The organism is Klebsiella sp. BIGb0138, assembly GCF_004342285.1.
Lineage (GTDB): Bacteria > Pseudomonadota > Gammaproteobacteria > Enterobacterales > Enterobacteriaceae > Klebsiella.
In genome coordinates this window covers 187,807-203,157 of record NZ_SMCV01000010.1, presented here as the reverse complement: position 1 = coordinate 203,157, position 15,351 = coordinate 187,807, and the positions used below count along the sequence as shown (strand labels likewise).

General features: G+C 55.7%; 13 protein-coding genes and 1 pseudogene. 2 read left to right on the top strand and 12 right to left on the bottom strand.

Annotated features, from left to right (window positions below):
* Positions 1-249, bottom strand: a pseudogene (locus EDF73_RS21120) (1,4-alpha-glucan branching enzyme); the annotation flags it as partial.
* Positions 250-825: 576 nt separating this feature from the next.
* On the opposite strand from EDF73_RS21120, the gene EDF73_RS21115 reads away from it, so the two are divergent.
* Positions 826-1,026 carry a glycogen synthesis protein GlgS gene (locus EDF73_RS21115; protein WP_132731001.1) on the top strand — a complete coding sequence of 67 codons (201 nt, stop codon included), beginning with the start codon at positions 826-828 and terminating at the stop codon, positions 1,024-1,026.
* Positions 1,027-1,198: 172 nt separating this feature from the next.
* Here EDF73_RS21115 and EDF73_RS21110 read toward each other — a convergent pair whose 3' ends face one another.
* The 6 genes from EDF73_RS21110 to EDF73_RS21085 form a co-directional block, all read right to left on the bottom strand.
* Positions 1,199-1,915 carry an ABC transporter ATP-binding protein gene (locus EDF73_RS21110; protein ID WP_132731000.1) on the bottom strand — a complete coding sequence of 239 codons (717 nt, stop codon included), beginning with the start codon at positions 1,913-1,915 and terminating at the stop codon, positions 1,199-1,201.
* Positions 1,912-2,787: an ATP-binding cassette domain-containing protein gene (locus tag EDF73_RS21105; protein WP_132730999.1), complete on the bottom strand. Its 876-nt coding sequence runs from the start codon at positions 2,785-2,787 to the stop codon at positions 1,912-1,914. The genes EDF73_RS21110 and EDF73_RS21105 overlap by 4 nt, the downstream gene beginning before the upstream one ends.
* Positions 2,784-4,070, bottom strand: a complete 1,287-nt coding sequence (gene livM, locus EDF73_RS21100; RefSeq protein WP_132730998.1) for a high-affinity branched-chain amino acid ABC transporter permease LivM — start codon at positions 4,068-4,070, stop codon at positions 2,784-2,786. Before livM ends, EDF73_RS21105 begins: the two co-directional genes overlap by 4 nt.
* Before the next feature lie 10 nt (positions 4,071-4,080).
* A complete protein-coding gene (locus EDF73_RS21095; RefSeq protein ID WP_132730997.1) occupies positions 4,081-4,995 on the bottom strand; it encodes a branched-chain amino acid ABC transporter permease LivH in 915 nt (304 codons plus the stop codon).
* Between the two features lie 111 nt (positions 4,996-5,106).
* Entirely contained in the window at positions 5,107-6,165 is a 1,059-nt protein-coding gene (locus tag EDF73_RS21090; protein ID WP_207896665.1) for a branched-chain amino acid ABC transporter substrate-binding protein, read from the bottom strand.
* 597 nt (positions 6,166-6,762) lie between these two features.
* Positions 6,763-8,295 (bottom strand): cyclic diguanylate phosphodiesterase, encoded by a 1,533-nt coding sequence (locus EDF73_RS21085; RefSeq protein WP_132730995.1) that lies wholly within the window; start codon positions 8,293-8,295, stop codon positions 6,763-6,765.
* Positions 8,296-8,559: 264 nt separating this feature from the next.
* Between EDF73_RS21085 and EDF73_RS21080 the strand changes: the two genes are divergently transcribed.
* Entirely contained in the window at positions 8,560-9,885 is a 1,326-nt protein-coding gene (locus EDF73_RS21080) for a glycoside hydrolase family 10 protein (RefSeq protein ID WP_132730994.1), read from the top strand.
* Between the two features lie 68 nt (positions 9,886-9,953).
* Here EDF73_RS21080 and EDF73_RS21075 read toward each other — a convergent pair whose 3' ends face one another.
* The 5 genes from EDF73_RS21075 to EDF73_RS21055 form a co-directional block, all read right to left on the bottom strand.
* On the bottom strand, positions 9,954-10,766 hold the full coding sequence (locus EDF73_RS21075; RefSeq protein ID WP_132730993.1) for a MetQ/NlpA family ABC transporter substrate-binding protein: 813 nt from the start codon (positions 10,764-10,766) through the stop codon (positions 9,954-9,956).
* Positions 10,767-10,801: 35 nt separating this feature from the next.
* The gene (locus EDF73_RS21070; RefSeq protein ID WP_132730992.1) at positions 10,802-11,470 is read right to left on the bottom strand and encodes a methionine ABC transporter permease; all 669 of its coding nucleotides are present in this window, start codon (positions 11,468-11,470) and stop codon (positions 10,802-10,804) included.
* On the bottom strand, positions 11,463-12,482 hold the full coding sequence (locus EDF73_RS21065) for an ATP-binding cassette domain-containing protein (RefSeq protein WP_132730991.1): 1,020 nt from the start codon (positions 12,480-12,482) through the stop codon (positions 11,463-11,465). The genes EDF73_RS21070 and EDF73_RS21065 overlap by 8 nt, the downstream gene beginning before the upstream one ends.
* Before the next feature lie 334 nt (positions 12,483-12,816).
* Positions 12,817-14,025 carry an aminotransferase class I/II-fold pyridoxal phosphate-dependent enzyme gene (locus EDF73_RS21060; protein ID WP_132730990.1) on the bottom strand — a complete coding sequence of 403 codons (1,209 nt, stop codon included), beginning with the start codon at positions 14,023-14,025 and terminating at the stop codon, positions 12,817-12,819.
* A gap of 4 nt (positions 14,026-14,029) precedes the next feature.
* Positions 14,030-15,340, bottom strand: coding sequence for an LLM class flavin-dependent oxidoreductase (locus EDF73_RS21055; protein WP_132730989.1), 1,311 nt, complete (start codon positions 15,338-15,340; stop codon positions 14,030-14,032).
* Positions 15,341-15,351 lie beyond the last annotated feature (11 nt).

Here is a 15,351-nt window from a genome sequence, read left to right as displayed (position 1 = left end):
CTGGTAGCGAAAAGCATTTTTTCGCCGCGGCAGAACGCCGCTAAAGAATCCGCGTGAGTCGAGGCATTCGAGCTTGCCGACTTTACGCCCGGTTTGCGGTTCAATTACCCATACCTCGCTGGCATCGGGTAATAATGCGCGCACTTCCAGACCAGCATCGGTTGAGTGCATGCCAAGCACGGAGAATGGATCGGAACAATGACCTGCGAGAAGTGCTGAAATCGCACTTTTTTCATTATAATCAGACATGTCAGTCACCCTACTATCATCCTGCGGAAAGAATTAAAACGCCTCTTTCTGCTTTATTGATCCGGTAATATTCCGCTGCAATGCTGCGCATCGAAATATCAACACGTTATTCCAGAGCCTTAAGACATGTCGGTCGTCCACAAATATAGAGTGATTAACCTCCTGAGAAGTGAATTAAATGCGCCGTACGATTTTTGTATTATCTACCTCCAGAATAATTACTCCTGATTTTCTTTCTGTGAGTAAACACTCATTTCTATATCAATTGGAAAACTAATTTTTATTTCGTCACTAATGATGAGTTTCCTCCTGCTAATTTTGCCAGATCGCATACAAAAAAATAAAACATACGCCTGATGACAGCTCAATCATTCTGGGGAGCGCCTTCATGGCAGCATTTACCTCCACCAGACGGCCTGACAGGCGGATTGCGGCGGCAGGAAACGCCCTAAAGTACAAAATCTGCGGCTGGCCTCACAGTTTTCGCGACTCTGCAGGAGAATATCGAGAGGCTGGGCCATACTGAAAATAGCAGAGCATAAACCTTACTCTTCATGGCGATTAAAAGGGAGGAATATGCAGGCAATACACCACGTAGAAAAGTTTCATCCAAAAGATTTTGATTTTATTGCATTAAGTCTGGCCCAGATGAACTCACAAGGGCGGAAAGTGGATGTTGAACAGGTCACCGGCAGTATGAATGATGCATGCAAATCACGGTTCCTGGACAGCTATCGCTACCATCTCAATCTATTTGCAGAAAAATCGCTATCCTGAAACAACAGGCCGGATGATATATCCGGCCTTTCGTTTTGTACCTGCCCTGCGTTAATGACCGGTGGTTAATTTCATTCTGGCGATATTAGCAACACTCATCATAGGAGAGGGCTTTTATTTCTGACGCTCGTTCAAGCGAGCCGTCGTTGCCGGGGTACGCCATTTTCCCTTTTCAGCTCACGCCGAGATAAGCATTCCTGACCTGCGGATTATTTAAAAGCTCTCTCCCGGTTCCGCTCAGCTGGATCTGGCCGTTAACCATCACGTAGGCACGATCGGAGAGCTTAAGCGCATGGTGCGCGTTTTGTTCCACCAGAAACAGCGTCATTCCCTGCTGCGTCAGTTCACGCAGAATCTGGAAAATCTGTTTTACCACCAGCGGCGCAAGCCCGAGGCTGGGCTCATCCAGCAGCAGCAGCTTCGGTCTGCTCATCAACGCCCGGGCAATGGCCAGCATTTGCTGTTCACCGCCCGACAGCGTCATGGCGCGTTGCGAGCGTCGCTCTTCGAGACGGGGAAAAAGCTGATACATCCGCGCCTTATCTTCATTCTGATAGCGGTTGCCGATGGGGATCGTCCCCATCAGCAGATTCTCCTCCACCGTCATATCGGCAAAGATCCGCCGCCCCTCCGGGGCCTGGGCAATCCCGTTGCTGGCGATAAAATGGGTGGACTGTCGGCTGATATCTTCCCCTCGATAGCGTATCTGCCCTTCGGCAATACGCGGCTGACCAAAAATGGACATCAGGAGCGTGGATTTACCGGCGCCATTGGCGCCGATCAGCGCTACCGTCTCCCCCTCATTCACCGTTAAGGAGACCTGTTTCAGCGCCTGGATCTGGCCGTAAAAAACATCCACCTGACGAAACTCAAGCAACGGCTGGTTCATTCGGCGATCTCCTCTTCATCCGTGCCCAGATAGGCCGCAATCACGCTGGTGTTTGACTGGATCGCTTTCGGTTCGCCCCGGGCAATCACATCGCCATGATCGAGCACGATCACGTGGTCTGAAATTTCCATCACCATGCCCATGTCATGTTCAATCAGTAAAACCGTGACGCCATGATGCTGGCGCAGGAAACGGATAATCCGGCTCAGCGCCTGGGTCTCCACGGGGTTAAGACCCGCGGCCGGTTCGTCCAGACAGATCATCTCCGGGTCGGTACACATCGCGCGGGCGATCTCCAGCCGCCGCTGCTGCCCATAGGAGAGCGTCCCGGCCAGCAGGTTGGCGCAATCCACCATCCCCACCACCTCCAGCCAGTAAAAGGCCCGGTCCAGCGCCTGATTTTCCGCTTGACGATAGCCGGGGGTATTTAAAATCCCGGCCAGCAAATTGCGATTGACCTGCATATGCTGGGCCACCAGCAGGTTTTCAACCACCGACATTTCACGGAACAGGCGGATGTTCTGAAAAGTGCGCGCCAGTCCCGCCCGGTTAACCAGATGCGTCCCGCCGAACATTTTGTAATACAGCCGCGTCCCCAGAACGGCAGGATGTAAGAAATCAGCCGGCCGAATCTTTTGCCCCAGCACCTGAATCACATCGGTCATCCGCGCATGGGCATTGAGCTTAATCACCCCGCCGGTGGCGCGATAAAACCCGGTCAGACAGTTAAACACCGTGGTCTTCCCCGCGCCGTTGGGACCAATCAGCGCGGTGATTGAGCCGCGTTTAACCTCAAGATTGACGTCATTAAGCGCCTTGATCCCGCCAAAATGCATCATCAGATGCTCAACCTGTAAGATGTTGTCGCTCATGGCGCCACTCCCTTGCGTACCGCGACGCCGGTGCGGCTGGTTCGTACCAGCCCGCGCGGGCGCCAGATCATCATCAGCACCATCAGCATGCCGAACAGCAGCACCCGGTATTCGTCAAAACCGCGCAGCAGTTCCGGCGTAACCGTCAGGACAAAAGCCGCCAGCACCACTCCCAGCGTCGACCCCATGCCGCCCAGCACCACAATCGCCAGAATCAACGCCGACTCAAAAAAGGTAAACGAAGTCGGATTAACGAACCCCTGATAAGTGGCAAAAAAGACCCCGGCGATCCCGGCGGTAGACGCCCCGAGCATAAACGCCGACAGTTTAACCAGCACGTGGTTCAGCCCCATCGCCCGACAGGCGATCTCATCTTCGCGCAGCGCTTCCCATGCGCGGCCGATCGGCATTCGCGTCAACCGGTGCTTGATAAATAGCACCACCAGCACCACCAGGCACAGCACCGCGTAGATAAAGATAAATTTGAGGTTGGGGTTATAGCTGATATGCAGAAACTCATGGATCGGCACTCCGCCTTCCTTCGCCCGCCGGGCAAACTCCAGCCCGAACAAGGTCGGCGCCGGGACCGAAACGCCATTCGGGCCGCCGGTAAAACTGACCCAGTTATTCAGCACCAGGCGGATAATTTCGCCAAACCCGAGGGTGACGATCGCCAGATAATCCCCATGCATTCGTAGCACCGGGAACCCGAGCAGCGCCCCGGCCAGCGCCGCCATGATCGCCCCTAGCGGCAGCATCGCCCAAAATCCCAGCCCCAGATACTGATAGCCCAGCGCCAGGCCATAGGCGCCAATGGCGTAGAACGCGACATAGCCAAGATCGAGCAGCCCGGCCAGGCCAACAACGATATTCAGCCCCAGTCCCAGCAGGACATAAATCAGCCCGAGGATGGCGACCGTCAGCAGATATTTGGTGGCGATAGCCGGGAAGATTATCGCTATCACCGCCAGCAGCGGAACGATCCACCGCAGTCGTGAACGATAGCCTGGGGGACGCACGTAAACGCCGTCATCGCCCCCTTCAAAGCGCGCGAGAAATTTCCGCCCGCCGCGGCTTTGCAGCAACAGACTGAGCATCAGCCGCCCGGTCATCACCACGGCGACCAGGATCGCCACCCGCTGGGTCGACAGATTGAAGCTATAACCTTTAAGCACAATGCCCACAATCGGGCCAAATACTACCAGCGCGCACAATCCGGCCAGGACGCTATCAATCAGGCAGCTTCTGATATCCAGCCCTGGTTTACGGGACACTTCAGCCATGTTTTACCCCTTAAACCTTTGCAACCATCGGACGACCGAGCAGCCCCTGAGGGCGGAAGATAAGGATCGCCACCAGCAGAGCGAAGGAAAATACGTCTTTGTAGTCAGAGTTCACCAGCCCGGCAAACTGCGCCTCGGCCACGCCCAGCAGCAGCCCTCCCAGCATGGCGCCGGGCAGCGAACCGATCCCCCCCAGCACCGCGGCAGTAAAGGCTTTAATCCCGATGATAAAACCGATATAGAAATCAAAGGTGCCGTAATTCATGGTCACCAGTACCCCGGCCAGCCCGGCCATCGCCGCGCCAATCACAAACACCAGCGAGATCACCCGGTCGGTATTAATCCCGAGGATCGCCGCCATCCGGCGATCCTGTTGCGTCGCCCGACAAATACGCCCCAGCCGGGTGTACTGAATTATCCAGGTCAGGACGATCATCCCTATCAGCGCCGCCGCAAGGATAAAAATTTTGGTCCAGGTGATTTGCACGATGCCATCGCCAACCTGCAGGCGCAGTACGCCGGTCAACAGCGTCGGGATACCCTGTTGGTTGGGGCCCTGGCTAAGTTGCACATAGTTCTGCAGGATAAGCGACATGCCGATGGCCGAAATCAGCGGCGCCAGCCGGGTGGAGTTACGTAAAGGCCGGTAGGCAATCCGTTCAATCGCCCAGCCATAGACGCCGGTGACCACAATGGTGAACACCAGGGTGCCAAAGATCAGCAGGGGAAAAGAGTGAATACCAAACCAGGAGAGCAGCGCCAGCCCGATGGCGCACAGGTAGGCTGAGATCATATACACCTCGCCGTGCGCGAAGTTAATCATGCCGATGATGCCGTACACCATGGTGTAGCCAATGGCGATTAATCCATACACGGCGCCCAACGTCAGCCCATTAATCAGTTGTTGCAGAAAGAACGCTTCCATAGACACCATCCTGCCGGTACACGGGCAGCGAACGGCCAGGCATCCGCCGCACGCTGCCTTGTTTGCGAGTCACACCCTTCTTAATACAGGGCCGGAGAGTTCAGTTAACGGCTAAAGCTGGTGATATTTGCCTTTATCATCCCACTTGTAGACGACGTAATCCGACACTTTAAGATCGCCTTTTCCGTCCCAGGCTTTTTTGCCCATCACGGTATCGACGCTGTTGGCTTTCAGCCATTCGCTGGCTTTGCTGTTATCGGTGCCGACCGCGTTATAGGCCGCGGCAATCGCCTGAATGGAGGCGTAGGCATACAGGGTATAGCCTTCTGGTTCAAAACCGCTGGCGCGGAATTTTTCGATAACGGTTTTCCCTTCCGCCAGGGTTCGCGGATCCTGGCCAAAGGTCATCAGGACGCCGTCGGTGAATTGCGGCCCGCCAGCGGCGGTAACCAGCTCCTCGGTGACGATACAATCGCCGGAGAAGAATTTCGCCTGTACTCCCTGCTCCCTCATCTGGCGAACCAGCGGGCCAGCTTCCGGATGACAGCCGCCGAAATAGACCACGTCAGGTTTCAGCGCCCCGATTTTGGTCACCAGCGCGTTGAAATCCTTTTCGCCACGGGATAACCCTTCATACAGCACCTCTTTCGTGCCGCGCTTCGCCAGCGCCGCCCGGGTTGCATCCGCCAGTCCCTGACCATAGGTGTCTTTATCGTGAATAACGGCGATTTTTTTCGCTTTCAGCACGTCAAGCATGTAGTTTGCCGCAATGGCCCCCTGCTGATCGTCGCGACCGCACATACGGAACATGTCTTTCATCCCGCGCTCGGTAATCAGGGGGTTAGTGGAGCCCGGCGTGATAGTCAGGATCCCCGCTTCGTCATACACTTCCGAAGCGGGCATCGTTGAGGATGAGCAGAAGTGACCGACCACGGCTGAAACGCCGGACTCATCCACCAGGCGGTTAGCCACCGCCACCGCCTGTTTCGGCTCACAGGCATCATCGCCCTGAACCAGCACAATTTTCTCGCCTTTAATTCCTCCCGCCGCATTAATATCCGCCGCCGCCTGCGAGGCCCCTTTCCAGTACTGGGCGCCGTAGGTGGCATTCGGCCCGGTAAACGGTCCGGCAACCCCAATCTTCACATCCGCCTGTGCGTAAAATGCCACACTCATACAACCGGCAATCGCAAAATGAAGAGTCAACTTTTTGAGTTTCAGAGACATTCGATATTCCTCAGCGATTTATAGCCTGGCGCCAGGTCATGGCGCGGAAAATATCATTTACTGTTTGGTTTGCCGAAGGCGGACAGCATGCCGTTACGGCCAGGGTGGAAGAAGCAAAAATCCCGCCAGGGAGAAATGGCCAGCCAGATCGCTTACTAATGGGTGGAGGTCACGCACGGTAACAGCGCATCCCCCTCCGGCTAACGTGCATTTCAGTACAGGTCAGGAGGTTCTGTTGCCATCACGTGGCGAGTCGGGAACTGCGGCGTCCGTACCGACCAGCGTGCTAAACATAGTTGCTCTTTTCACACGTTGCGCACTGCCCTGGTGCAAAAGTGCGAAAATGATCATGAGTGTGAATAATTTTGTTGCGGTATTGTGAAGATGCTAACAAGAAGATGAGGGGAAAGAGGATAAATAGCGCCCGGTCGCGAGGTTAAGCATTGCGTCGTCCACCGCGCTGTGCAGCCCATAGAGGGAAAACGCGCCGTCGGAGGCGCGGACGGCCCTGCGTACGCTGCCGCTATTTATTCCGTCGCGCTATTTTCCGCGCAGGGCCGATTTATCGCCAACCATAGCGATATATTCATCGACCGTTAACGCCTTCGAAAAATAATAACCCTGGAATATGTCGATCCCCATCTCTTTCAACATCGCGATCTGGGCCTTCTCCTCCACTCCTTCGGCGATAATCTGGCAGTTGAATTTCTTCGCCAGGTTCACCATATTTTTAACCACCAGCGCGGAGGCATGGTTGGTTAAGATGTTAAACGTAAAAATCTTATCAATTTTGATAAACTCTGGCGTGAACTGCTGTAAATAGCTGTAGTTGGCATATCCGGTACCAAAATCGTCGAGGGAAAACTCCACTCCCATCGCCCTGAGTTTTTCCGTCACCAGCGAGGTTTGCCGCGTATTTTCAATCGATTCGCGTTCGGTGATCTCCAGCACCAGCCGTACCTGAGAAGCATTCAGCCGGTCCATAAACTGCCGGCACAACGCAATAATGTCATGGTCCTGGAAATTGAGCGAACTGGTATTAAAACAGATAAATAATCCCTGCGGGATCGTCTGCGCCCGCCTACGAAACTGGTTAATCACCTCGGTGAAACAGATGTCGGTGATCCCTTTAATCAGCCCGGTCTGTTCAGCCACCGCAATAAACTTATCCGGAGAAATAGCCCCCAGCCGCGGGTGCTGCCAGCGTACCAGCACCTCTCCGCCAACCACTACTCCCGTCTCGCTATTGACGATCGGCTGGATCCAGGGCTGCAGCTGTTTCAGCTTAATCGCCTGCTTGAGCATGTACTCTACCGTTTCACGGTAGTTGAGATAGTTTCTGAACAGGAACGTCGCGAGGAGCGCGACGAGGATGATAACCAGCAACGAATTGCGCTCATATTTTATAAAGCTGGCGACACTGGAAGCATATCCCCGGTCGGCAATAACGGAATATTTAAAACGTTGCGAGGGTAATTCCACGGCCTTATTAATATCCGGATGGCGGGTCACCGCGCCGGTTTTCGACATAAACCGGTCAGCTACTTTTAAATATAAGCGGGCATCGCGATCGAGCACATTTAATATATTATATAAATAGTAGCCATCAATACCGATCAGCGCGGTATGACCCCGCTGGTCCTGCACACTGTAAACAATTAGCGGGCGTGAGGGCGTTATTTCATTACCGCCCATCATCAGCATCTGACCATGGGCGTATTGCGCCTGATCGACCTTGAATTTACGGCCGCCAAACACCGAGGTACAGTATATTTCATTATTGTTAACCAGATTAACGGTGCGGACATCGGGAATGGTCGCGACAATGGTGCGGATCGCCGTCAAGACCTGTTCATTACAGCTTTTACCCAGATACGGTGCTGCCTGGCTGGCGGCCTGTTGCGCATGGGAGAGCGTCACATCAAGGCTGGCTATTGACTGTTGAAGACGGGAGCGGATATCCGCGTCGAGATTTTTTTGCATCTGCCAGTAGCAAAAACCGTTCCCGAGAGCCAGCGCAAAAATCAAAAATGAAATGATCCAAAGGCGATGTCGAAATGATGTGTTTTTCATGGAAGTCCAGCGTTACTCGCCATTCGAGATGAATAGTTACTCACCGGGCAGAATTTTAACGTATTAAGGACATCCTCACCCAGAATCGATCAAAGTTTAATGTTTTTTATTGAGAAATCATGGTAAACGGCGACATAATTATCAGCTTGCGGCCAGGCTCCGGGACGAAAACCGTCCAGGAAAAGCCTGAAGACAGCCTGTTGATATAAATTTGAAGAATATGAAAATGCTTCTTTCACGCACTCACCTAACCAGCAGGCGTATATGATCATGCGCTTTTACCGCCCGGATGTGATGACCAACCTGACAAGGTCAGGGGTGGCGGCCGCCATCGCCCTGCTACTTGCCAGCTGCAGCAGCAAACCGCCGGTCTCCGTGGTTACTCCGCTGCCACCGGCGCTCAAACACCCCCATCCGGGCAAAAACCATGAGCCGGTGCGCGGCGTCTGGCTGACGACGGTCTCCCGTCTCGACTGGCCGCCGGTTGCCTCCGTCACGATTGGCGACCCGCAGGCGCGCATCCGGCAGCAGCAGAAGGCGCTCACCGACAAACTGGATAAGCTGAAAAGCCTCGGCATCAATACCGTCTTCTTCCAGGTGAAACCGGATGGCACCGCTCTGTGGCCGTCAAAAATTTTGCCCTGGTCCGATATGCTGACGGGCAAAATCGGCCAGGATCCTGGCTACGACCCGCTACAGTTTATGCTGGATGAAGCCCACAAACGCGGGATGCGGGTCCATGCCTGGTTCAATCCCTACCGGGTATCCGTAAATATCCGGCCGAAGACCGTCGCCGAGCTCAACGCGACGCTGCCGCAGGTTCCCGCCAGCGTCTTTGTTCTGCATCGTGACTGGGTCCGTACCGCCGGGGAGCGCTTCGTCCTCGATCCCGGCATTCCGGAGGTTCGCGACTGGATCACCAGCATCGTGGCGGAGGTCGTTGAGCATTATCCGGTTGATGGCGTGCAGTTTGATGATTACTTCTATACCGAGTCCCCGGGCTCAGCCCTCAACGACAGTCAGACCTACCGAAGATATGGTCAGGGATATGCCGCAAAAGCAGACTGGCGGCGGCACAATACCCAGCAGCTGATTGCTCAGGTTTCGCGCGCCATCAAACAGCTTAACCCCGACGTTGAATTCGGCGTCAGCCCCGCCGGCGTCTGGCGTAACCGTTCGCACGACCCGGCGGGGTCAGACACCCGTGGCGCGGCGGCCTATGATGAATCCTACGCCGATACCCGCAGCTGGGTTCAGCAAGGGCTGCTCGACTACATCGCCCCGCAGCTGTACTGGCCCTTTGCCCGCGACGCGGCCCGATATGACGTGCTGGCGAAATGGTGGGCGGACGTGGTGAAACCGACCGGTACGCGACTTTATATCGGAGTGGCGCTGTATAAAGTTGGTGAACCGTCGAAGAGTGAGCCCGACTGGATGGTGAACGGCGGCGTGCCTGAGCTGAAAAAACAGCTCGACCTCAACGAGTCGATGCCACAAATCCAGGGCACCATCCTGTTCAGGGAAAACTATCTCAATCAACCGCAGACCCAGCAGGCCGTCAATTATCTGCAAAGCCGGTGGGGACGCTGAGGGAGAGCAGAAAGATAGCGTCCGGCAAGGAAACTGCGCGGCGAAACGCTCCGCCGCGCAGCTGCAGATCAGTTATTTACCGGGATCACGGCGCCTTTATACTTGCTGCGAATCCAGTCCTGAATCTCTTTTGAGTGCAGAACGTTCACCAGCGCGACGATATCTTTTTTGTGCTCATCGCCACGGTGGACGGTAATGATGTTGGCGTAAGGGTTATTTTCTCCACTCTCCACGGCGATCGGATCGTGTACCGGATCGAGACCGGCATCAATCGCATAGTTGGCGTTAATCACCACCGCGTCGCCTTCATCATTGTTATACATTTGCGGCAGCAGCGCCGCTTCAACGTTAGGCTGGAACTGCAGTTTCTTCGGGTTATCGACGATATCGCTGATGCGCGCATTCACTTTATCGACGCCCGGCTTCAGTTTAATCACCCCCTCTTTTTCGAAGATGGACAGAATACGCCCCTCTTCTGATACCGCATCGCGCATAATGATCTTCCCGCCCTGCGGCAGGTCTTTCAGCGATTTATATTTTTTCGAGTAGATGCCGATCGGCTCAATATGAATCGCCCCGGCGCTGACGAAATCATAGGATTTATCGCCGGCATGATCCTTCAGCACGCTGTTGAGGTAAGGAATGTGCTGGAAATAGTTGGCGTCGATTTCACGACCCGCCAGCGCGGTATTGGGCAGGATGTAGTCCTGGAATGGTTTAATCTCCAGATCGATGCCCTGCTGCGCCAGAATCGGCTTCGCCTGCTCGAGAATTTCCGCATGCGGCACGTTGGAGGCCCCGACGGTCAGGGTATCCGCCCATGAGGCAAAGCTCATGGCGCTTAAGGTGACGGCTGCAATCATCGTTAACGTTTTTTTCATGATGTGATTCCTTGATATTATTAGCGTTTGTCTAACTAGCGTTTGTCTAACAAAGAGGTCAACAGGTCGCCGCAGAACTGGATGATGAAGACAACGATCAAAATCGTTACCGTCGCCACCAGCGTGACGTCACCGTGGTTTCGCTGGAATCCCTCCAGATAAGCCAGATTTCCTAAGCCGCCGGCGCCGATCACGCCAGCCATGGCGCTGTAGCTCACCAGCGCAATCAGCGTCACGGTGATACCGGACACCAGCGCCGGCGATGATTCAGGCAGCAACACCCGAAAAATCAGGGTACTCAGACGCGCGCCCATGGAACGGGACGCTTCGATAACGCCTTTATCCACTTCCCGCAGCGCAATCTCCACCAGCCGGGCATAAAACGGCGCGGCGCCGACAATCAACGCCGGCAGCGCCGCGTTCGCGCCTAAAATCGTGCCGACGAGGGTTTTGGTGAACGGGATCAGCAACACAATCAGGATGATGAAGGGAATCGAGCGAAAGACGTTCACCACCACCGAGATAACGCTATAGAGCGTTCGGTTCTGAAACAGCCCGCCGCGGGCGGTCAGAAACAGCGCCAGCCCCAGCATAATTCCCAGCACAAAAGTCGCCGCCCCGGAGAGCACCGTCATATACAGCGTCTCCTGAGTCGCTGCCCATAGCTGTGGCCATTTAAGGTGCGGAAATAATGTCTCAAACATGGTGAATCACCTCGCCTTCAATATCGCTGCGGCGTAAATCCGCGAGGATATTCGCTATTTGTTCGGCATTAGCCTCCACGTGAACCCACAGCTGGCCGAAGACCCCCTGCGCGGTTTGCGTCATTTTGCCGTGCAGAATGTTGAACGGCAGGCCATAGCGCAGCGTTAATTCCCCGACAATCGGCTGGTGGGTACTGTGGCCGGTAAAGGTCAGCTTAATGACCGTACCGCGCAGATGCTGATTTAGCTGCGGATTAAACGCTTCATCCGCATACTGCCCAATCTGGCGCACAAACTGGCGGGTAATGGGCTGCTGCGGATGGCTGAAGACGTTGATGACCTCGCCTTCCTCAACCACCTTGCCGTTCTCCATGACCGCCACCCGGTTGCAAATCTTGCGCACCACGTGCATTTCATGGGTGATCAGCACGATCGTCAGTTTGAAGCGGCGATTGATGTCCTGTAACAGCTCCAGAATTTGATCGGTCGTCTGCGGATCCAGCGCCGAGGTGGCTTCATCGCACAGCAGAACGTCCGGGCTATTCGCCAGCGCGCGGGCAATCCCCACCCGCTGTTTTTGCCCGCCGCTCAGCTGTGAAGGCCAGGCATTTTCCCGGCCGGTTAACCCGACCAGCTCAATCAGTTCAGCCACCCGGCGTTTGATGGTCGCCTTCGGCGCGCCGGCGATTTGCATCGAGAAAGCGATGTTCTCACTTACGGTGCGCGACCACAGCAGATTGAAGTGCTGGAACACCATGCTGATTTTGAGCCTCGCCTGACGTAGGGCCTCCCCTTTGGCGGCGGAAATATCCTGGCCGTTAATCACCACGCTGCCGGAAGTGGGCTTTTCCAGCCCGTTCAACAGACGAATCAGCGTACTCTTCCCGGCGCCGCTGTAGCCGATAATGCCGTAAATTTGTCCCTGTTCCACCGTCAGATTGACGCCATCCACTGCCGCGATCGATGCCTTTCCCTGGTCGAAAACTTTCGAAATATTCCTGAGAATAATCATGCTGTTGCTTATCCACCCAACGGTTTGGAAGTATAGATGTCCAGACGATGGTAATCATCAATTTATATATTTCAAATGAATAAAAGGAAATTAATTATAACTTTATAGAATTAAACGCCGGCTGGCAGGAAAGTTTGCGGTTATGGCCTCATACAGAAATAGTGAGTCAGAAAAGGATAGCCAGCGGCATGACCCCCTGCCGTTACCCGTTTTTACGGACTTAAACCGCTATCTTCATCAGAGGCAGGCGCCTCATCACCAGACGCCCGCCGGTCAATCTCATCTGCGGTGTTCAAAGGCCAATAGCAGCCACAGTAAAAGTTCGCATCCAATGTTAACCCGATACCAATCTGGAACAGGCCGCCGCAATTCGCCGCCCTGCTTCAATCACGGTAGCGGTATCGGTGGCAATCGACAGGCGAAAATAGGGCGACAGCCCGTAAGCGCTGCCTGCCACCCCCGAAACCCCGTTTTCCAGCAGGTAATCCACAACGTCGGCTTCCGTCTCAATCTTCACCCCGTCCGGACGGTAGCGCCCGATAAGCCCCGCGCAGCGGGCGAAGACGAAGAACCCGCCCTGCGGCGGCGTCAGCGCAAGGCCGTCAATGCCGGCAAGAATGCTGACCAGCGCATCGCGACGCTGTTGATAGGTCGCCACCTGCGGCGCCAGGAAATCCAGCTCACCGCGCCAGGCGGCCAGCGCCGCGGCCTGGCTGACCGAACTGGCGCCGGAGCTGATCTGCGACTGGACGACGGTCATCGCGGTAATCAACGCCTGTGGCCCGGCACCGAAGCCAATGCGCCAGCCGGTCATGGCGTAGGTTTTCGAGACGCCTCCCACCAGCAACGTACGCGCCTGTAATTCAGCGGCAACATTGAGCAAATTGCGGTGCTCGCGGCCATCGAAAAGTATCTGTTCGTAGAGATCGTCAAGCATCACCAGCACCTGCGGGTGTTGCCGCAGCACCTCCGCCAGCGCCGCTAATTCTGCCGCGGAATAGACCGCACCGTCCGGATTACCGGGATGGTTGAGCACCAGCCAGCGCGTGCGCGGCGTAATGCTCGCCGCCAGCTGCTCCGGCTGTAGTTTGTATCCCTGTTCCAGGTGACATTCCACCAGCACCGGCGTGCCGCCATTAAAGCGCACGCTGTCCGGAAAGGTCGGCCAGTACGGAGCCGGCACAATGACTTCATCGCCGTCATTCAGCGTGGCCGCAAAGGCATTAAAAATAACCTGCTTGGCGCCGTTGGCGATGATGATGTTCTCCACGGCAAACTGCAGCTGGTTTTGCTGCTGCAGTTTCTTCTGCACCGCTTCCAGCAGCGCCCGGGTTCCCTGGGTTGCCGTGTATTTGGTTTCTCCGCGGGCAATGGCCTCGTATGCCGCCCGCTTAATATGTTCAGGCGTATCGAAATCCGGCTCGCCGGTGGTGAGATCGAGAATATCGACGCCCGCCTTTTTAAGATCGTTAGTACGTTGTTTCGCCGCCGCGTTAGCCGAAAGCGAAACGCGCTGCACGCGCTGTGAGAGAGAAATGGTCATTCTGTTATCCTTGCGGGCCGATCGCCGGCAGACCCAGATTTTCGCGTAGCGTACTGAACTCATACTCCTCGCGGAACAGGCCGCGACGTCTCAGTTCAGGGATCACCAGCTCAACAAACAGGGAAAGCTGTTCCGGCATTACGGCGGGCATAATATTGAAGCCGTCCGCACCGCCCTGTTCCAGCCAGCGCTGGAAATCATCGGCGATATCCTCTGCGGTTCCCACCAGCACGCGGTGGCCGCGTGAACCGGCCGCAATCGCCGCCAGCTCGCGTAGCGTCAGGTTTTCGCGATACGCCAGATCGGTCAGCAGCTTCACCCGACTCTGATTCCCTTCCCCCGCCGGGACGGCCGGCACCGGGCCATCGAGCGGGAACTGGCTAAGATCCATATTAAAGCGGGTGGAAAGCTGACGAATGCCGTTATCGATATCCACCAGAGTATTCAGCTCGCGCCACGTCGCCCGCGCTTCTTCTCGCGTACGCCCGACAATGGGCATCACCCCGGGCAGGATAAGCACGTGATCCGGATTGCGCCCCGCCTCCTGCACCTGCTGTTTCTGCGAATGGTAAAACGCCTGCGCCTCTTCGAGCGTGGCGGCGGCGGTAAAGACCACTTCGGCCGTTCGCGCCGCAAGTTTCTGCCCGTCGGCGGAGGAACCGGCCTCGATAATCACCGGCCGCCCCTGCGGGGAACGCGTAATATTCAGCGGTCCCTGCACCTGGAAATATTTGCCCCGGTGGTTTATGGCCTGAATCTTCTCGTCCACAAAATAGCGCCCGCTCGCTTTATCCGGCTGCACCGCCCCGTCCTGCCAGCCTTCCCACAGTTTGAAGGCCACCTCGAGGAATTCATGGGCGACCGCGTAGCGCTCGGCGTGCATCGGCATATTTTCGCGACTGAAATTGCGCGCCACATCGGTAGAAAAAGAGGTCACCACGTTCCACGCGGCGCGACCGTGGCTGATATGATCGAGGGATGAAAAGCTACGCGCCAGATTAAACGGATCGCTGAAGGTGGTGGAGGCCGTCGCCGCCAGACCGATATGCCGGGTCTGCACCGCCAGGGCCGCCAGCAGCGTCAGCGGTTCAAGGCGCGCCATGGTAGACGGTAGACGGTAAACGCTGGTCGCCAGCGCATCGCCGATAAAGAACATATCGAACTTACCCTCTTCGGCCTTTTTGGCGATCCACGTCAGCCATTCAATATCGGTCGGCGATCCCAGCGTTTCGGTTAAGCGCCAGCCGCTGACATGGTGGCCAAGCGGTTGTACGAACAGACCAAGGCGCAGCTGCCGGGAGGTGGTGTGGCTCATTATCTTTCCTT

Coding starts and splice junctions, on each gene's coding strand:
- EDF73_RS21115 (WP_132731001.1), top strand. CDS start 826: ATGCAGGCAATACACCACGTAGAAAAGTTTCATCCAAAAGATTTTGAT.
- EDF73_RS21110 (WP_132731000.1), bottom strand. CDS start 1,915: ATGAACCAGCCGTTGCTTGAGTTTCGTCAGGTGGATGTTTTTTACGGC.
- EDF73_RS21105 (WP_132730999.1), bottom strand. CDS start 2,787: ATGAGCGACAACATCTTACAGGTTGAGCATCTGATGATGCATTTTGGC.
- livM (WP_132730998.1), bottom strand. CDS start 4,070: ATGGCTGAAGTGTCCCGTAAACCAGGGCTGGATATCAGAAGCTGCCTG.
- EDF73_RS21095 (WP_132730997.1), bottom strand. CDS start 4,995: ATGGAAGCGTTCTTTCTGCAACAACTGATTAATGGGCTGACGTTGGGC.
- EDF73_RS21085 (WP_132730995.1), bottom strand. CDS start 8,295: ATGAAAAACACATCATTTCGACATCGCCTTTGGATCATTTCATTTTTG.
- EDF73_RS21080 (WP_132730994.1), top strand. CDS start 8,560: ATGATCATGCGCTTTTACCGCCCGGATGTGATGACCAACCTGACAAGG.
- EDF73_RS21075 (WP_132730993.1), bottom strand. CDS start 10,766: ATGAAAAAAACGTTAACGATGATTGCAGCCGTCACCTTAAGCGCCATG.
- EDF73_RS21070 (WP_132730992.1), bottom strand. CDS start 11,470: ATGTTTGAGACATTATTTCCGCACCTTAAATGGCCACAGCTATGGGCA.
- EDF73_RS21065 (WP_132730991.1), bottom strand. CDS start 12,482: ATGATTATTCTCAGGAATATTTCGAAAGTTTTCGACCAGGGAAAGGCA.
- EDF73_RS21060 (WP_132730990.1), bottom strand. CDS start 14,025: ATGACCATTTCTCTCTCACAGCGCGTGCAGCGCGTTTCGCTTTCGGCT.
- EDF73_RS21055 (WP_132730989.1), bottom strand. CDS start 15,340: ATGAGCCACACCACCTCCCGGCAGCTGCGCCTTGGTCTGTTCGTACAA.